Origin of the sequence: Streptomyces sp. NBRC 110611, assembly GCF_001590865.1 — a bacterium.
GTDB lineage: Bacteria > Actinomycetota > Actinomycetes > Streptomycetales > Streptomycetaceae > Streptomyces.
The window spans coordinates 117,916-133,790 of the sequence record NZ_BBUY01000014.1 but is presented as its reverse complement, the minus strand read 5'-3'; the positions used below and the strand labels follow the sequence as shown (position 1 = coordinate 133,790).

Sequence of the window (15,875 nt, the reverse complement as noted above, 5' to 3'; positions counted from 1 at the left end):
CTCGGCGCCGGGGACGGCGGCCGGGGCCTTCGGGCAATCATTGGAAGGCGGCGTGGATCTCCTGTTCCGTGGCGGCGTGGGAGACGACGAGGAGTTCGTCGCCGGGCTGGAGCCGCATCTCGGGGGCGGGGACGGTGGGTTGACCGTCGCGGATGACGGTGGCGACGACCGTGCCTGCGGGGAGGATGATCTCGGCGAGTGTGTGGCCTGCGGCGCGGGACTGCGGTGTGATGGCGGTTTCGATGACGTCCACACCCGCTTTGCTCAGGCGCAGAAGGGCCACGGTGTCCGTGGCGCCCGTGGCTTCCTCGATGAGGGAGATCAGGGGGGTGGCTGCGGGAACTGCGGTGTCGACTCCCCAGTTCTGGTCGAAGAGCCAGGTGTTCTCGGCATCGTTGACGCGGGCGGCGACTCTCGGAACGGCGAACTGCCGCTTGGCGAGCAGGCTGATGACGAGGTTGTCCTCGTCGTTGCCCGTGGCGGCGATGACAAGGTCGGCGGTCAGCGCGCCGGCGTGTTCGAGGAGGATGGGTTCGCAGGCGTCCCCGGCGATGAGGCGTACGGGAAGGCGGCCTTCGAGCTCAGCGATGCGGTCCTCGTCGAGGTCGATAAGGGTGACGTCGTTCCGGGCAGCGGCCAGAACCTGGGCGATCTGGGTGCCCAGACGCCCGGCGCCGGCGATGAGGGCCTTCATGTCCCCAGCTCCTTGTCCAGGAAGCCGCGCAGGCGGCCGAGGGCGGTTGCGGCGACGGCGAAGGTGACGAGGTCGCCGGGTTCGGCGGGAGTGCTGTGGGCGGGCACGAGGGAACGCCCGGCGCGGGTGACTTCCACGACGCGGATCTCGCCGTCGACGTCGAACTCGGTGAGCCGCCGCCCGAGGAGGTAGACGGGGAGCTCGGAGCGGACCAGCAGGGTTTCGCCGTTGCCGAAGGTGAGTTCGGGCGTGAGGTGGCGGTGCAGCAGCATCTGGTGGATCTGGTGCACCGTCCAGCGGACGCTGGCGATGGTGGGGATGCCGAGATCGCGGTAGATGTCTGCGCTGCGGGGGTCGTAGATGCGGGCCAGGACGATCGGGACCCGGTAGGTCTCCTTGGCTGTCCGTGCGCTGACGATGTTGCTGTTGTCCCCCGAGGTGACGGCGACGAACGCGTCGGCGTGCTCGATTCCGGCCGCCTCGAGCACCGCGCGGCTGTAGGCGTTGCCTTCGTGGAACTGGCCCGGGAAGCCGGCCGGCAGCAGTCTGCGGGTCCTGGGCAGGCGGTCGATGAGCCGTACGTCGTGGCCTTCGGTGACGAGCTGGGCGGCAAGCGTGGCCCCCACCCGCCCGCACCCCACGATGATCACTCTCATCCCGGTTCTCCCTTCGACCTCGTCGGCCGGTGGCGGCGCAGCCACCACTTGCGGGTTTCCTCGGCGGCCAGCAGCAGTGCTCCGAATCCGGCGAGGACCGCCCAGTCGGCGGCGTCCAGCGGCGCGGTGTTGAAGACGGCCTGCAGCAGGGGCAGGTAACTGATGGCCGCCATCAGGGTGATGCCGAAACATCCGGCGGCCAGGAGCCACGGGTTGGACAGCAGCCCGATCCGGAACACGCTCTGCCGGTCGGTGCGTACCGCGAGCGCGTTGAAGAACTGGCTGACCACGATCCCGGCCTGGACCATGGTGATCGCCTCCCGGTAGACGGTGTCGCCCCTGGTGAAGTCGGAGTACGGGATTCCGGAGGCGTGGATGTGCCAGAAGAACACGGCGGTCACGCCGAGGGCCTGGATGCCGCCCAGGAACAGGATGCGTCCCATCACGGCGGTCGAGAAGAGCCGTTCGTGCCGGGAGCGCGGTGGGCGGTCCATGACGTCGGGTTCCGGTGGCTCGGCGCCGAGCGCCAGGGCGGGCAGGACGTCGGAGCCGAGGTCGATGGCGAGGATCTGTACAGCGGTGATCGGGACCAGCGGGAATCCCGCGAAGGTCGCGGCCAGGATCGGCACGAGCTCGGCGATGTTGTGGCTGAAGAGGTAGATCAGGAACTTGCGGATGTTCTGGTAGACCGACCGGCCGAGCCGCACGGCTGTGGTGATGGAGGCGAAGGAGTCGTCCAGCAGCACCATGACCGCGGCTTCCCGGGCGACGTCCGTGCCGGAGGCGCCCATCGCGACGCCGATGTCCGCGTGTTTGAGGGCCGGCGCGTCGTTGGCGCCGTCGCCGGTGACCGCGACGACCTCGCCGCGTCGCTGCAGGGCGGTGACCACGCGCATCTTGTGTTCGGGGCTGACCCGGCACAGCAGCAGCTCGCCCGAGTCGGCGAGGAGGCCGTCCAAGCCGTCGTCGTCGAGCGCGTCCAGCCGGCTGCCGGTCACGACAGCGGGCGCGGTCCGTCGCACGATCCCGACCCGGCGGGCGACGGCCTCTGCGGTCAGCGGGTGGTCGCCGGTGACCATGACGATGCGGATCCCGGCCCGTCGGCAGGCGCCTACGGCGTCGCTGACCTCCGGCCGTGGCGGGTCGAGCATGCCGACGAGGCCCAGAAACGTGAGCTCCGATTCGGCCTCGTCCTGGGCGGGGTGGGAGTCGGCCAGGGGCCGCGATGCCGCCGCCAGCACGCGTAGCCCCTGGGAGGCCAGTTGGTCGCCGGCAACGGTAACCGCCGAGCGGAGTTCGTCGGTCAGTGCCCGCCTCTCACCTCTCCAGTCGATCGCGGTACAGCGGGCGAGGAGCTCCTGCGGCGCGCCTTTGACGTACGCGTGGTACCCACGCCCGTCCGTTTCCGCGTGCACGGTGCTCATCAGCTTGCGGGCCGAGTCGAAGGGGTACTCCGCCACACGCGGCGCGGCGGTTTCCTCGGCGGACAGGTCCACGCCTGCCTTCGCCGCGGCGACCAGTAGCGCCCCCTCGGTGGTGTCGCCGAGCACCCGCCAGCCCTCGCGGTCCGACGGAGGGACGAGCCGGGCATTGCAGCACAACCCCGCGGCCCGGAGCAGTCCGCGCACCGGCCGCGGATCGGCCACCTCACCAACAGGCGCGTACCCCACCCCGGACACAGCGTGTGGCACACCACCCGCCCACACCTGGACGACGGTCATCTCGGCTCGGGTCAGCGTCCCGGTCTTGTCCGTGCACACGACCGTGGTGGGCCCCAGTGCCTCCACCGCCAGCAGTTGCTTCACCAGCGCGTGCCGACGGGCCATGCGCCGTACGCCGATCGCCAGCGACACCGACAGCGTCGCGGGCAGCCCTTCGGGGACGAGCGCGACCATCACCCCGAGGGCGAACACGAAGGTCTCGACGAACGGCTGCCCGGTGGGCACACGCACCGCGAACAGGACCGCCCCGATCGCCAGCGCCGCGCCCGCCACCCGGCGGGCCATCAAAGCGACCTCGCGCTGCAACGGGGACTTCTGCCGCGGCGCTGCTGCCGCGAGCCGGAAGATCCGCCCGAACTCTGTCGCCGCACCCGTGGCGAACACCACGGCCTTCGCGGAGCCCGCCACCACATCGGTGCCCATGAAGACGCAGTTGCGGGCCTGAAGCACCGGGCCGGCGGCCACCGGTTCACCGGTCCGCCCGACGGCGTCGCTCTCCCCCGTCAGGGCCGCGTTGTTCACCGAGACCTCATGCGCCTCGACCAGGCGACAGTCCGCCGACACCGCGTCCCCGGCCTCCAGGACGACGACGTCTCCGGGCACCAGGTCACGCGCGGGCAGTTCCTGCCGCTCCCCGTCGCGGAGCACCCGGCAGGTGTGCGGCACCATCGCCTGCAAAGATTCCGCAGTCCGCTCGGCCGAGTACTCCTGCCCGAAGCCGATGGCCGCATTCAGCACCACCACCCCCAAAATGGCCACGGCCAACTGCAAGGTGCCGACGTCACGGGGCTCCTGAAGGCCGTAGGCCAGGAACGTGATCGCCGACGCGACGAGCAGGACCACCGCGAAGAGGTCGGTGAACTGTGTGGCGAGGTCTCGCCACAGTCCCCTCCGCCCTGCGGACGGCAGCTCGTTGGGCCCGAACTGGTTCCGCCGCGCCGCCACTTCCGCCGCCGCGAGTCCCCGCGGCGAGGTGTTCAGCACGGCGAAGACATCCCCGGTCGGCAGAGTCTGCACCACGGGTCCGCATGTCCCACTCGGGGCCGCCGACCCGCGGCCCCCGTCACCGGGCGTCAGGACGGGAGTTCCGCTACTCATGGTCGGACGTCTCGGCAGGACGCGGTCACGGCGTGGCCACGCGCACCGCGGTGACCTTGTACTCGGGGCAGGACGTGACGGTGTCCGCATGGTCAGAGGTAAGGCGGTTCACCCCGCTCGTGGGGAAGTGGAAGGAGCAGAAGACCTGGCCGGGGGCTGTCTGTTCACTGACCCGGGCGATGAGCCGGGCCCGCCCGTGCCTGCTCTCCACCGTGACCTGCGCGCCGTTCCGCACGTGGTACCGGATGGCGTCGTCGGGGTGGAGGTCGAGGACGTCGACCGGGTCGAGTGCGAGGTTGCCACCGCGCCGGGTCATGCTCCCGGAGTTGTAGTGGGCCCAGCGCCGCCCGGTGACCATGACCAGCGGATAGTCGTCGTCGGGCCGTTCACCGGGTGGGAGATAGGGGGCGGCGGCCAGGTGGGCTCGCCCGTCCGGCGTGGCGAAACTCTCTGTATGCAGCTTGGCTTCTCCCTGGCGGTCGGGATCCGGGCAAGGCCATGGGATGGCGCCCTGCCGGTCCAGCCGGTCGTGGGAGAGTCCGGCGAAGGCGGGCGCGAGCCGTCCGCACTCGGCCAGGGCGCTGGCCGGAGTAGCACAGCCCAGGTCGGCTCCCATCGCCGCGGCGACGGCATGTACGGCGTCGAAGTCGCACCGTGCCTCGCCCGGCGGGGGAACAGCGGGGCGCACCCGCTGGAACCGGCGGTCGAAGTTGACGAACGTGCCGTCCTTCTCCAGCCAGGACGCGACCGGCAGCACGACGTCGGCGTGCCGGGCGGTCTCGGACAGGAACAGCTCGTTGCAGACCACGAGGGGGCACGCGTCGAGGGCCTGTGCCACCCGGTTCGCGTCGGGGTCGGTGGCACAGACGTCCTCGCCGATGACCCACAGCGCCCGCAGCTCCCTGGCCCGTGCGGCGGCGAACATGTCCGGGATCCGCAGGCCGGGCCGGGGCGGAACCCGTACGCCCCACACCGCCTCCGCCCGGGACCGCACGGCTGTGTCGGTCACCTTCCCGTAGCCGGGCAGGAAGTCGGGCAGCGCGCCCATGTCGGAGGCGCCCTGGACGTTGTTCTGGCCGCGCAGTGGGTTCACCCCGTACCCGCGGTCGGTGCCCACGGCACCTCGCAGGATCGCCAGGTTGGACAGCGACCGCACCCCGTCCGTGCCGTGCAGGTGCTCGGTGACGCCCAGGCCATAGACGATCGCGGGGCGTTCGGCCCGGCCGTAGAGCCGGGCGGCGGCGACCAGGTCCGCGGCGGGTACGCCGGTGATGTCCGCGACCCGATCGGGTGGGTAGTCGTCCAGCAGCTCGGTGAGTTCCGGCAGGCCGGTGGCCCGCTCGCGCAGGAACTCCTCGTCGGCCAGTCCCTCGGCGAGCAGGACGCGGGCGAGCCCGTGGAACAGCGCGACGTTGGTGCCGGGGCGGGGGCGCAGATGGACGTCGGCATGCAGGGCGAGGCCGACGGCGCGGGGGTCGGCGACGACGAGCTTGGCTCCCCGCAGCACCCGCTGGAGCAGGCGTGCCCCGACCACCGGGTGGGCTTCGACGGGGTTGGCCCCGACCACCAGCAGGCAGTCGGCCCGCTCGACATCGTCGAAGCTGTCGGTGCCGCCGGAGAATCCGAAGGAGGCGGTCAGGCCGGCCGCGGACGGCGAGTGGCAGAGGCGGGAGCAGTTGTCGACGTTGTTCGTGCCGATGACGACCCGCATGAACTTCTGGACGAGGTAGTTCTCCTCGTTGGTGGCGCGGGCCGAGGAGATCGCTGCCACGGAGTCCGGGCCGCCGGCGCCGACGGCCGCGTGCAGCCCCCGGGCGATATGGCCGAGCGCCTCGTCCCAGCCAACCGGCTCCAGGTGGCCGGCGCGCCGAAGCAACGGCCGGGTGAGCCGTTCGGGAGAGGTGAGATATCCGTGGGCGAAGCGCCCCTTGACGCATGCGTGCCCCTGGTTGACCGGGCCGTCCCGGGCGGGCAGAACCGCCGCGACCTCGCCGTCGCGGGCGGCGACCTCCAGTGCACAGCCGACGCCGCAGTAGCCGCAGGTGGTAGGCGTCCGAGCCGTCGCCGTGGGGGCACCTCCCAGCGGTAGCTGGGGGAGGATCCCGGAAGTGAGCCCGCGTGCCGGACCGGGCTCGGTGATCGCCCCGGTCGGGCAGGTGTCGACGCAGCCACCGCATGCCACGCAGTCCGACTCCACCCAGGCCCCGCCGGTGCCGGGAGCGACCACGGTATCGGCGCCCCTGCCGACCAGGGTGAGGGCGAAGGTGCCCTGCACCTCCGCACACATGCGCACGCACCGGCCGCAGGCGATGCACAGGTCCCGGTCGAGGTGGACGTACGGGTGGGAGTCGTCCCCGCCCCGGCCCCCGGCACCCTGCGCTGCCTCGGGGCCGATACCCAGAGACCGGCAGAGGTGCGCCAGTTCGCTCGGATTGTCATCGGCCAGTGCACGGGACGGCAGAGCGGAGGCGATGACCGCCACCGCGTCCCGGCGCAACTGCCGGAGATCGTCGGTGGCGGTTTCGACGCGGACACCGGATGCGGCCGGGGTGACACAGGCCGCCACGGTCCTCCCGTCGGCCCGTACCAGGCAGGTGCGGCAGGATCCGGCGGGGCTGAGCCGGTCGTCGGAGCAGAGCGTGGGCAGTTCGGCCCCGGCCGCGCGCACCGCGGCGAGCAGCGAAGCTCCCTCGGGCACATGGACGCCCGTGCCGTCGACCTCGATCTCGCATCCGATCATGAACGCCATCCCGGCAGGCGGTCCCCGTAGGCACGGGCGAGGCTGTACACGGCAGGTGGGATCCGTCTCCCGAAGGCACACAGGCTGGCCTCGGCCAGAACGCGCGACAGCCGCTCCCACGCTTCTCCCGGCGGGGTACCCATGGCAGCCAGCTCCAGGCCCCGGTACGAGCCCACTCGGCAGGGCGAGCACGCGCCGCAGCTTTCGGCGGCGGCGAACTGCCAGATGTGCCGCATGACATCCTCCGGAGCCACGCGCTGGTCGAACGCGACGAGGCCGGCGTGTCCGAGCGCAGCGCCCCGGGCATCGAGGTCGGCAGCGGTCAGCGGCACATCCAGTGCGTCGGAGGCGAGGAAACCGCCCAAGGGCCCGCCGACCTGGAGTACGGCCAACTCGGCGCCATCCTTCAAGCCACCACCCAGATCGGTGACGATCCGCTCCAGCGGGGTGCCGAGCTCGACTTCGTACGCGCCGGGCCGGGCGAACCGCTCCGACAGGCAGACCAGCTTCGTCCCGGTCTCGTCGAGCGCCCCGCGCCGGGCGTACGCTTCACCGCCCCGGCAGACGATCCACGGGACGGCCGCCAGGGTCTCGACGTTGTGCACCACGGTCGGCGCGTTCCACAGCCCGCGCTCGGTCGGGTAGGGCGGGCGCGGCCGGGCGCAGCCCCGGTCCCCCTCCAGGCTCGCGATCAGCGCGGTCTCCTCCCCTGCGACATACGACCCGGCGCCCTCCACCACCTGGACGTCCACAGCCGTAGCCGTGCCGTGGACGGCCGAGCCGAAGTGCCCGTCGGCATACGCCTGACCGACCGCCGACCGCATCCGCGCCAGCGCACGCGGATACTCCGAGCGGACCAGCACCACACCCCGGCGAGCCCCGCACGCGAAGCAGGCCAGCGCCAGGCCCTCCAACACCCGCGCCGGATCCGCCTCCATCAGCAGCCGATCGGCGTACGAGCCGGGGTCCCCCTCGTCCCCGTTGACCACCACCACGGTGCCGGGCGCCCGGCCGACCGCCTCCCATTTCGCGGCCACTCGGAAGCCCGCGCCGCCCCGCCCCCGCAGCCCGGAGGCGGCCACTTCCCGCTGGACCTCGTCGGGAGTGCCGGCCGCCACCACCCGAGGCCATACCTGCCACGCGGGCTCACCCGCGACCACACCGCCAAGTAGAACGGGGTCGCCGGTGTCGTCGGCCGCCGGGATCTCCGGCGCCTGCGGGAGCTCGCGCCCCGCGAGCTGTCCAGCCAGCGTCGGGCCGGTGCAGGGCGTTTCACCGTCGAGCGCCGCGGGGCCCGCGTAGCAGTACCCCAGACAGCGCACGGCCTGCATAGACGTCGCTCCGTCCGGTGAGGCCGTGCCCGCGGTGATGCCCAGCTCGTGCTCCACCTCGGTGAGATGGCGTCCGGCCTGGGCGGCGAAGCATGCTGTCGCCGCGCAAACCCGGACGTGACGGCGGCCATGCGGGGTAGCGAGGTCCGCGTAGTAGCTGGCCGGTCCGAGCGCGGCGGCAGCAGGCAGGCCCAGACCGGCGGCGACAGCCGGAGCCCAGACCTCGGGGGTGTCCGCCGTTCCCGCCCTGGCCTCGGCCAGAGCCTCGATCAGCCGGTCTCCCGGTCGCCCACGCCGGTCGGCCAGCGCCCGAAACGCGTCGCAACGGTCCGCAGGACCCACGGGAACCATGACCTCATCGTGGAGGCGGCCACACGAGGCCGCAATTCCGGCACCGGCGTGTGCGTGCGACCGTGGCAGCGGGGCGAACTGGGCCTGGACGGAACGTCTCGACGGGCTGTCAGCGCCCCGGATACGGCTCAGGACCCCAGCACCACCCGCCCAGCGCGAGGGATGTTCGATATCCGCTCGTGCTATGAGCTTGGGTCTTCCCAGCCGCGACGTGGCCCCCGCGACGGGACGCTGACAGAGCGGGACCGGTACACGATGTAGGGCCGGAACAGGTAGCCGACAGGCGCGGTGAAGGCATGGACGAGCCGGGGGAACGGCCAAATGGCAAAGAGCAGATGACACCAGAACGGGGCCTCTTCTGGCACCCAGCGCCCGGCACGGATCCGGCAGCGGACAACATCTGGGTGCACTACGGCTTCACCGGCACTGGCATGTGGATCTCACCGGCGAAAGGCCGCTGGGCGGTCCTGCTCACCAACAAGCTCTACTACACCCGCGACCGGGAGCCCTTGACCGCAGTCCGCAACGCGTTCCGCACCGCCGCAGTCCTGTAGCAGCAGGCCATTCATAGGCGCCGGCGACGGCTACGCCCCGATCATCTGCGGGTACGTCCGCTTCCACCTGCGCAGATGCTTCGTGCCGCCGCTGGTAGCCGGGCGGGCAAGAGCACCTCCTGGTGACGGGGTGCCCGAGTAGCCCGTCAGCGGGGCCGAACGGCCCCTGGTACCTGGTCCTGGTCCGCATAGACGGTGAAAGAAGGACAGAGCCTCCTGGGGAGGTGAGCACGGTGATGTACTGGGACGGTGGCGGCTGGGCCTGGATGGCTTTCATGCCCCTGCTGTGGATCGCGCTGATCGGCCTCGTCGTGTGGGCGGTGATCCGTCTGACGCACGGCGCGTCCGACGGCGGCCCCTCAGGCGGTTCCCGTGGCTGGCAGGATCGCGAGCACCGCGAGACGCCCGAGGAGATCCTCGACCGCCGCTTCGCTTCCGGCGAGATCGACGCGGACGCCTACAACGAGGCACGTAAACACCTCGCCGCCCACCGCCCGGGGGCCCGGTGACCAGGCCGCAGGGCCGCTGGTTGCCGCTGGCCGTGCTGGTCGCCGCGGTGGCCGCGCTGATCGCTTCCCTCGTGTGGGTCGCGGGCAGCGGCTCCTTGTCGTGGCAGCCGGGCCCCGGACGGACGACGGGCGTGGTCTCCCGCGAAGGTCCGGTGCGCAACCTGGCCGAGGCCGACCGCGCCGCCGGGCACTTCGCCGACCGGTGGGGGCTGCACGTCGGCGAGGTCATGCGGTTCAGCAACGGCTACTACGCCGAGCTCCTCGACGCTCGAGGCAAGGGCGCCACAGAGGTGCTCATCGACCCGGGCAGTGGCCTGGTCCAGGTGGAGTTCGGTCCGGCCATGATGTGGAACACCACCTACGGCATGATGCCCGTCGGCACTCCGCCCGGTACGGCGACCGTTGGCCCCGACCGAGCGGTACGGATCGCCAACCGGTGGCTGAGCGAACACCGCCCCGGGCTGCACGCCGCCGAACCCGATCGGTTCCCCGGCTACTACACCCTGCACACCCTGCGCGACGACCACATCGTCGGCATGCTCTCGGTCAGCGCGAGCACCGGCGACGTCTGGTACCACACCTGGCACGGACGCTTCCTCCAGATGCGCGAACCCTCCGGCAGCCAGTAACCCCACTCGACCAGCCGCGGGAGGCCCCGTGAGCCGCAACGTCCTGTTCATCCTCAACGACCCTCCGTACGGAACCGAGCGTTCCTGGAATGGGCTGCGACTGGCGGGTGCCCTCGCCCGCCGCGAGGACTGCGAGGTGCGCGTCTTCCTGCTCGGCGACGCGGTCGGCTGCGCGGTGGCGGGCCAGAAAGTGCCCGACGGCTACTACCACCTGGACCGGATGATCGAGTCCGCCGCCCGCCACGGCGCCGAAGTGGGCTGCTGCGGCACCTGCCTGGACGCCCGCGCCCTCACCGCCGAGGCCCTGGTGAAAGGCGCCGACCGCGCCACACTCGACGATCTCGCCAGCTGGACGGCGTGGGCCGATCAGGTCATCACCTTCTGACACCACTGGCACAGGGAGGCCCGAGCAACCCATCGGTGATGTCACCACCGTTCCGCTCAGCGGCGGCAAGTTCCTGCCCACGGCAGGCGTGTTCGCCAAGGCCCAGGCCCAGGTCGTGACGCGCAACATCGCCGCCGGCCTCGCCGACCGCGGACGGGGCTACGTCTGCGGCTCCTCCCGCACACGCGGGAGGCAAGGGTGAGGCGGCGCTCCCGGCTGAGGATTGCCGTCGCCGGACCGCAGCCTGGCGCCCGGGACTCGTACAGCCGCGGCCGACGACGACTCCCCCGACCCTCGCACCATGGGCATGCGCGATGCCACGGGCCACGCCGATGCGCAGTGCCCCGCGCTGTGAGAGGCGTAGGGGCAGGTCCGGCCCGAGTATGGCCCCGGCGCCGGGCGCGGGGCGTGGGCTCGGAGATTCCCCGCGAGATGCCCCGCAGGCGCACATGCCGGACGGTAGAAGGAGAGGAAGGGAGCGCCCTATGAGCCGCCGGGATGGGCACGGGCCGAGCCGCCAGGATGGGCACGGACCGTGGCGTCACTACATGCACCCCTGCCCGCAGCCCCCGAACTACTCCCCCGCCGCCGGAGCACTGCGGCGCCCCACCCGAGAGCCCTCGCCCACACCACCGGACAGCCGGCGTGGAGGAGCTGGGGACTACCCGCAGCTGGAAGAGGAGATCGCCAGGGTCCGCCGCGGCCTGGACGAGCTTCGCCGATCCGGCAGCACCGAACACTGACGTCCCGCACCCCGGGAGAGACGATGACGGATCCGATCGTGGTCGGAGTCGACGGCTCCGGGCGCAGTCTGCGCGCACTGGTATGGGCCGCCCACGAGGCGGTGCTGCACCGCTGCGCCCTGCGCATCATCCATGTCCTGCCCCGTGAACACGTACACGAAAGCACCCCGGGAGATCGCGTACGGGAGGCGAGCCGCCGCGATCAGGGTGTTGTGGCGGAGGCCACCGCGATCGTCCGAGAAGCACATCCGGATCTGGAGGTGATGACCGCCCTGCCTACCGGTAGCCCCGCCGCAGTTCTCCTGGCCGAGTCCGAGCATGCTCACACGGTGGTACTCGGCGCGAAGGGCCTGGGCGGCTTCGCAAGCCTGCTGCTCGGCTCGGTCGCCTTGCAAGTCGTCGGGCACGCGGCGAGCCCCGTGGTCGTGGTCAACCACCTCACCACCGGCCACCATCGCATCGTTGTCGGCGCCGACGGTTCAGCGCATTCCCAGGCCGCCTTGGTGTACGCCTTCCAGCAGGCATCGCTGCGCGGTGCCCGACTGCAGGCCGTGCACGCCTGGAGCTATCCAGGACCTGAGGCAGCGGTCAGCCCGGTCCAGGACGCCGCGGCCGAGGAGCACCGGCAATCCCTGGAGGAGTGGCTGAGGCCGCTGCGCGAGGCACACCCCGACGTCGAGGTGGTGGAGGAGCTGGCTCATGAAGCCCCCATCCCCGCGCTGGCCCGTGCCTCGGACCGGGCCGACCTCATGGTTGTCGGCTCCCGCGGACGCGGTGGCTTCCGCGGCCTGGCCCTCGGCTCCGTCAGCCAGGCCCTGCTCCAGTTCTCCCAGTGCCCCCTCGCGGTCATCCGCCCGCGCCTCCAGCTCACCCCGGACTGACCGCCCGTGCCCTGTGAGAGGGGCCGCTCTCCTCACGGCGAGCTCCCGTGACATGCCGTCCCGCACCGAGGCCGGGCAGAGTTGCGCCGCGCCGGTTGCGCATCGCCGGCCGGCCCCCTTGCGCACCGATCCGAGGCCCGACGGCGCGCACCTGGGATCGGTGCGACACTGGCCGGGTAGGTGGCCGGCCTGCTCATCGGGAGGTTGCCGTGAGCGACTTTGAACGCCATGCCGCTGCGAAGGAAGCCCGCCGTGCCATGCCGGCCCGGCCCTGGACACCGAACGAAGAGCGCCGCCAGGAGATGCTGCGGCGCTATCTCGGAGCTGTGGCCCACGCCGCGTCGTCGAAGACTCCCGAACGGGCCGCAGAGCCGGGTGCGAACGCGCCGGCCGAGGCCGCGCCGGAAGCGACCACGCCGCCCCACCCGGAACAGCAGGCTCCTGCTCCCGCACTCGTCCCCCCACGAGTACGCGACGTCATGAGCGTGCCGGCCGTCTCCGTACCGGGCGACATGCCGTACCTCGACGTCGCCCACACGCTCGCCCGCGAACACCTGAGCGCCGTTCCCGTGGTCGATGTCGAGGACCATGTGCTCGGCGTGGTGTCCGAGTCCGACCTGCTGGCGAAGGCCGCTGTCATGGCCGCCCCGCACCCTCCCGGTCCCCTCGGCAGGCTCCGGGAACACCACCTCTACGAGAAGAGCCGGGGGGAGACCGCAGCCACCCTCATGACCTATCCCGCGGTCACGGTCCGTCCCGGGGATCTGGTGGCCGACGCCGCCTGGACCTCAGCGCGCTCCCGCCTCAAGCGGTTGCCCGTCACCGATCATCGCGGCCGACTGGTCGGTGTCGTGAGCCGGATCGACCTGCTCCGGGCTCTCGTCCGCAACGACGCCGACATCCGCGAGGAGATCACGTCCCGGATCATCCGGCAGGAATTCCTCCTCGAACCCGGCGCCTTCGAGGTGACGGTCGAGAACGGCCTGGTGACCGTGAGAGGTGAGCTGGACAGCAAGCTCGTACCGAAGCTGCTGGAATCGATCCGCGGGATCGAGGACGTGGTGGATGTGGTCGATTACCTCAGGACGACGTGACTCCTGAGGATGCGGCTCCCGAGAGGGAGATGTTTCATCGGCTCGCGTCTCCGGTGCCGTCCGCTCCGCGCTGTTCCTGCTCCCCCAGGTCGTGCTCGGCGGCGGCGACGTTGTCCTTCACGAGCAGGAAACTGTCGGGGGTGACGGAGATCGAGTCGATGCCGGCGCCTACCAGGAGGCGGGCGAAGTCCGGGTCGTCGCTAGGGCGTTGGCCGCACAGGCCGACCTTGCGGCCTTTACGGTGGGCCGCGTCGATCAGGGTCTGGATGCTTTCGGTGACGGCGGGATCCCGCTCGTTGAAGAGCTCCGACAGCCGTTCGGAGTCGCGGTCGACGCCGAGGGTGAGCTGGGTGAGGTCGTTGCTGCCGATGGAGAAGCCATCGAAGCGGTCGGCGAACCGTCCGGCCAGGATGATGTTGGACGGGATCTCCGCCATCACGTAGGTCTCCAGGCCGTCTCGGCCGCGGACCAGGTCGTGTTCAGCCATGGTCGCAAGGACACGGTCGGCCTCCTCAAGGGTGCGGCAGAACGGGATCATGACGATGGTGTTGGTCAGCCCCATGGCGTTCCTGACCCGGTGGATGGCGCGGCATTCAAGGCCGAAACCTGCCCGGTAGCCCTCGCTGTAGTAGCGGCTCGCGCCCCGCCAGCCCAGCATCGGATTCTCTTCCGGCGGCTCGAAAGCCCGCCCGCCGACGAGTTTGGCGTACTCGTTGGTCTTGAAGTCGCTCATCCTGACGATGACCGGCTTCGGCCACCAGGCCGCGGCGATGCGTGCGATGCCGTACGCAAGGCGGTCGACGAAGAATTCAGCTTTGTCGTCATAGCCACGGGTGAGTCCGGCGATCCGTTGGCGGGCAGCCTCGTCGTCCAGGTCGTCGTAGCGGACGAGGGCCATGGGGTGGATCTTGATGTGGTTGTTGACGATGAACTCCATCCGGGCCAGGCCCACCCCGTCGGCTGGCAGCCGCCACCACCGGAAGGCCGCCGACGGGTTGGCGATGTTGAGCATCACCTTGGTCGTAGTGGCAGGGACCCGCGCCAGATCGATGTCGTGCGCGTCGTAATCGAGGACGCCGTCATAGACCTGGCCCTCCTCGCCCTCGGCGCAGCAGACGGTGATCTGCCGGCCGTCGGTGAGTGCGGTGGTGGCGTTTCCGGTGCCGACGACGGCGGCGACCCCCAGTTCGCGGCTGACGATGGCGGCGTGCGAGGTGCGCCCGCCGTGATCGGTGACGATGGCGGCCGCCCGTTTCATGATCGGTTCCCAGTCCGGGTCGGTTACGCCGGTCACGAGCACAGCACCGGCCTCGAACCTGCCGATCTCCTCCGCACTGCGGAGGTTGCAGACCTTCCCGGCGGCGATGGCGTCGCCGATCGCCAGTCCGCTGACCAGTCGCGTGCCCCGTTCCTTGAGCCGGTACGAGCGCAACGTGGCGGCCTGTTTGCGGGCCTGGACCGTCTCCGGCCGGGCCTGGACGATGTGGAGATCGCCGCTGTGGCCGTCCTTGGCCCACTCGATGTCCATCGGGCGGCCGTAGTGCTCCTCGATGACCACGGCCCACCGGGCCAACTGCACGATGTCGCGGTCGTCGAGAACGTAGGCCGCCCGTTCCTCGTCACTGGTGTCCACGGTGACCGTGGGCTCGCTCCCGGGCCGACCGTAGACGACCTTGCTCTGCTTCCCGCCGGCCGTCTTCGAGATCACCGGGGTGAGCTCCGCCTGCTGGAGCAGGGGCTTGAAGACCTGGTACTCATCGGGGTCCACGGCGCCGGAGACGACCGACTCGCCCAGGCCCCATGCCGCGTTGATCAGCACCACACGGGGAAAGCCGCTGTCGGTGTCGAGCGAGAACATCACGCCTGCCCCGGCCTTGTCGGAGCGGACCATCTGCTGCACTCCGATCGACAACGCCACCTTGAGGTGGTCGAAGCCATGGTGCTCGCGGTAGCTGATCGCCCGGTCAGTGAAGAGCGACGCATAGCAGCGCTTGCAGGCATCCAGCAGCGCCGCCTCCCCTGTGATGTTCAAGAACGTCTCCTGCTGGCCGGCGAAGCTCGCCTCCGGCAGGTCCTCGGCCGTGGCACTGGAGCGCACCGCCACATCCGGGTCCTCCCTGTGCACGGCGGCGCCCAGCTTCCGGTAGGCGTCCCGGACGGCTTCGGTTAGTGGCGGCGGAAGCTCGGAGTCACGGAACATCCGCCGGATCTCCTTGCCCACCTCCGCGAGATCGGCGCCCTCGTGCAAGGCGTCGATCTGTTCGCGGATGCGGGAGTGCAGACCGGCTGACTCCAGCAGCTCCCGATAGGCATGCGCGGTGGTGGCGAATCCGCCAGGAACCCGGACACCCTGCGACGCGAGGCTGCGGATCATCTCCCCGAGCGAGGCGTTCTTGCCGCCGACCACGGCCGTGTCGCCCACCGTGATGTCCTCGAACCACCGCACCAGGTCGCCCTTGCTGTTCTCAGGAGCCATGCTCTCTTCCTTA

At 71.0% G+C, this 15,875-nt stretch carries 11 protein-coding genes and 2 pseudogenes; 6 read left to right on the top strand and 7 right to left on the bottom strand.

Annotated features, from left to right (window positions below; all coding sequences use genetic code 11):
• Positions 1 to 37 precede the first annotated feature (37 nt).
• From AZE13_RS24865 to AZE13_RS34370, 6 genes and pseudogenes are all read right to left on the bottom strand, one after another.
• Positions 38 to 694 (bottom strand): potassium channel family protein, encoded by a 657-nt coding sequence (locus AZE13_RS24865; RefSeq protein WP_066936237.1) that lies wholly within the window; start codon positions 692 to 694, stop codon positions 38 to 40.
• Positions 691 to 1,350 carry a potassium channel family protein gene (locus AZE13_RS24860; protein WP_066936233.1) on the bottom strand — a complete coding sequence of 220 codons (660 nt, stop codon included), beginning with the start codon at positions 1,348 to 1,350 and terminating at the stop codon, positions 691 to 693. The genes AZE13_RS24865 and AZE13_RS24860 overlap by 4 nt, the downstream gene beginning before the upstream one ends.
• Positions 1,347 to 4,091 (bottom strand): cation-transporting P-type ATPase, encoded by a 2,745-nt coding sequence (locus AZE13_RS24855; protein ID WP_309302214.1) that lies wholly within the window; start codon positions 4,089 to 4,091, stop codon positions 1,347 to 1,349. Before AZE13_RS24855 ends, AZE13_RS24860 begins: the two co-directional genes overlap by 4 nt.
• A 103-nt stretch (positions 4,092 to 4,194) precedes the next feature.
• On the bottom strand, positions 4,195 to 6,909 hold the full coding sequence (gene fdhF, locus AZE13_RS24850; RefSeq protein WP_066936384.1) for a formate dehydrogenase subunit alpha: 2,715 nt from the start codon (positions 6,907 to 6,909) through the stop codon (positions 4,195 to 4,197).
• Positions 6,906 to 8,591, bottom strand: a complete 1,686-nt coding sequence (locus AZE13_RS24845) for an NAD(P)H-dependent oxidoreductase subunit E (protein WP_066936230.1) — start codon at positions 8,589 to 8,591, stop codon at positions 6,906 to 6,908. Before AZE13_RS24845 ends, fdhF begins: the two co-directional genes overlap by 4 nt.
• 182 nt (positions 8,592 to 8,773) lie before the next feature.
• Positions 8,774 to 8,926: pseudogene (locus AZE13_RS34370) on the bottom strand (respiratory nitrate reductase subunit gamma); the annotation flags it as partial.
• Here AZE13_RS34370 and AZE13_RS24840 point away from each other — a divergent pair.
• From AZE13_RS24840 to AZE13_RS24815, 6 genes and pseudogenes are all read left to right on the top strand, one after another.
• Positions 8,927 to 9,145, top strand: a pseudogene (locus tag AZE13_RS24840) (serine hydrolase); the annotation flags it as partial.
• A 224-nt stretch (positions 9,146 to 9,369) separates the two neighbouring features.
• The gene (locus AZE13_RS24835; protein WP_220127596.1) at positions 9,370 to 9,654 is read left to right on the top strand and encodes an SHOCT domain-containing protein; all 285 of its coding nucleotides are present in this window, start codon (positions 9,370 to 9,372) and stop codon (positions 9,652 to 9,654) included.
• Complete coding sequence (locus tag AZE13_RS24830) at positions 9,651 to 10,283, top strand: hypothetical protein (RefSeq protein WP_066936224.1); 633 nt, start codon at positions 9,651 to 9,653, stop codon at positions 10,281 to 10,283. The genes AZE13_RS24835 and AZE13_RS24830 overlap by 4 nt, the downstream gene beginning before the upstream one ends.
• Positions 10,284 to 10,311: 28 nt before the next feature.
• Positions 10,312 to 10,668, top strand: coding sequence for a DsrE/DsrF/TusD sulfur relay family protein (locus AZE13_RS24825; protein ID WP_066936220.1), 357 nt, complete (start codon positions 10,312 to 10,314; stop codon positions 10,666 to 10,668).
• Between the two features lie 766 nt (positions 10,669 to 11,434).
• Positions 11,435 to 12,292, top strand: a complete 858-nt coding sequence (locus AZE13_RS24820; RefSeq protein WP_066936217.1) for a universal stress protein — start codon at positions 11,435 to 11,437, stop codon at positions 12,290 to 12,292.
• A gap of 209 nt (positions 12,293 to 12,501) precedes the next feature.
• Positions 12,502 to 13,386, top strand: a complete 885-nt coding sequence (locus AZE13_RS24815) for a CBS domain-containing protein (protein WP_066936214.1) — start codon at positions 12,502 to 12,504, stop codon at positions 13,384 to 13,386.
• Between the two features lie 34 nt (positions 13,387 to 13,420).
• Here the strand turns inward: AZE13_RS24815 and ppsA are convergent, their stop codons facing one another.
• Positions 13,421 to 15,862, bottom strand: a complete 2,442-nt coding sequence (gene ppsA / locus AZE13_RS24810) for a phosphoenolpyruvate synthase (RefSeq protein WP_066936211.1) — start codon at positions 15,860 to 15,862, stop codon at positions 13,421 to 13,423.
• Positions 15,863 to 15,875: the final 13 nt, after the last annotated feature.